Below are 1,864 nucleotides of genomic sequence, written 5' to 3'. Positions count from 1 at the left end.
GTGGGAATGCAGGCCTGCCGCTACTGTAATACCGTTATGCGTTTCCTCTGAGGACTTGTGTAAGCGCGCGTTGATGGAGGTGGGTTGTGGTAACGTGCAGGTGAGTGGCTCTAAGGCACAAGCTTTGTTGGGCTCGAAACCAGTGGTGGCGATTGATGAGGTGTTGGATAGAATGTTTAATTTTGTAATTGTTTTTCATGTTTGATGTAATATATATCAATATTTCATGATAAGTAAGGGTTTTTCATGCTTTTAACACCACCTGAAAAGAATTTGACTCTAGCGGGTTATAGCTTTTTAATTGCTGAGTATGCCTTAACTGTGCCTTTACCCGATATTATTTTTGCAACAGGTGAAAAACATAAACGCTATAGAACAGCTAACTGGGAAGTTTTAACGCCAAGACATAAACCGAGCCAAGATTTATTTTCACAGCTTACTTTTGCTCTGAAATATGAGGGTTTATGTTTGTGGGTATTGAACGCTTTATTTGTCAAAATTGAAGCTAAAGATGTTGAGCAAATTGTTCGCAATGAACCTACTAGCCTATATAGCCGAAAAATTTGGTTTTTGTTTGAATGGCTGCTTGAGTGTGAGCTCGATTTACCTGATTTAAAACAAGGGAATTATGCCGGGCTGGTTAATAGCAAGCTTCAATTTGCAGGGCCTGAACGTAAAGAAAAACGCTACCGTATTATTAATAATCTACCAGGTAATCTTTACTTTTGTCCATTAGTTAGACGTACTGAGAAGCTTGAAGCCTTATTAAAAAAAAACTTGTCTAATGTGGCGTTAGAGAAAACCAACGCTTGTCACTCAGATTTATTAAGTAGAGCAGCGGCTTTTTTATTATTGGCAGATACTAAAGCCTCATACAGCATAGAAGGCGAACAGCCTGCTCATACTCGGATTGAACGCTGGGGTAGGGTTGTGGCTGAAGCGGGTAAAAACGCATTAAGTCTTGAAGAGCTTGAACGATTACAGTCTGTTGTTATTTCTGATTATCGTTTTGTTATGCCTGGCCTTAGGTTTAACGGTGGCTTTATTGGTAATCATGATCGGGCAACGGGCTTACCTTTGCCAGAGCATGTTTCAGCTAAAGCAGAAGATTTAGATCAACTCATGCAAGGGTTTTTTGAGGCCTATGATTTACTTATAAATAGTGACTATCCGGCCGTGTTAATCGCCAGCCAACTCGCCTTTGGTTTTGTGTTTATCCACCCTTTTGAAGACGGTAATGGTAGATTGCATCGCTATTTATTGCATCATATTTTAGCGGAATCTGGCTTTGTTCCTAAAGGAATTGTATTTCCAATTTCGGCTGTGATTTTGGAACGTATTGATCAATACCGCCAAATTTTAGAAAGCTACTCAAAGCCCCGTTTACCTTTTATAGCATGGCGACCAACCCAACAAAATAATGTTGAAGTCGTTAACGATACTTTGGACTTATACCGTTTTTTTGACGCGACGCAACAAACCGAGTTTTTGTATGAATGTGTCGAGCACACGATTGAGGTAAGCTTGCCTAACGAGGTCAATTACTTGATTAAGCATGATGCGTTTGTTGGCAAAATTACCAATATGCTGGATATGCCTGGCCGTTTAATAGACTTGCTGATTCGGTTTTTACAACAAAACGATGGACGTTTATCGAAAAGAGCACAAGAAAAAGAGTTTAGTGCATTAACCCCCGATGAAATCATTGTGATAGAACGCCTCTATCTAGACATTTTTGATTAGGGAATTAAATCATTATGATTGCCGCTTCGTATTCAGTTTGAATCGACACTTACCAGTAACCGCCTTTGCGGGAAATGGTCATGTTTTTCACATCACCGATAACTTTTCGGCTATTGTGATA

At 39.7% G+C, this 1,864-nt stretch carries 2 protein-coding genes; both read left to right on the top strand.

Translation table 11 applies throughout. The features are described 5' to 3' along the window. On the top strand, positions 1-205 hold a 205-nt coding region (locus tag IBX48_RS10435), incomplete at its 5' end, for a hypothetical protein (RefSeq protein WP_296834333.1). Positions 206-246: 41 nt separating this feature from the next. Then, positions 247-1,743: a Fic family protein gene (locus IBX48_RS10430; RefSeq protein ID WP_296834330.1), complete on the top strand. Its 1,497-nt coding sequence runs from the start codon at positions 247-249 to the stop codon at positions 1,741-1,743. Positions 1,744-1,864 lie beyond the last annotated feature (121 nt).

Source organism: Thiomicrospira sp. (assembly GCF_014859555.1).
Lineage (GTDB): Bacteria > Pseudomonadota > Gammaproteobacteria > Thiomicrospirales > Thiomicrospiraceae > Thiomicrospira.
Note: the sequence above shows the minus strand (reverse complement) of the source record. Positions and strands in the feature narration are given on the sequence as shown.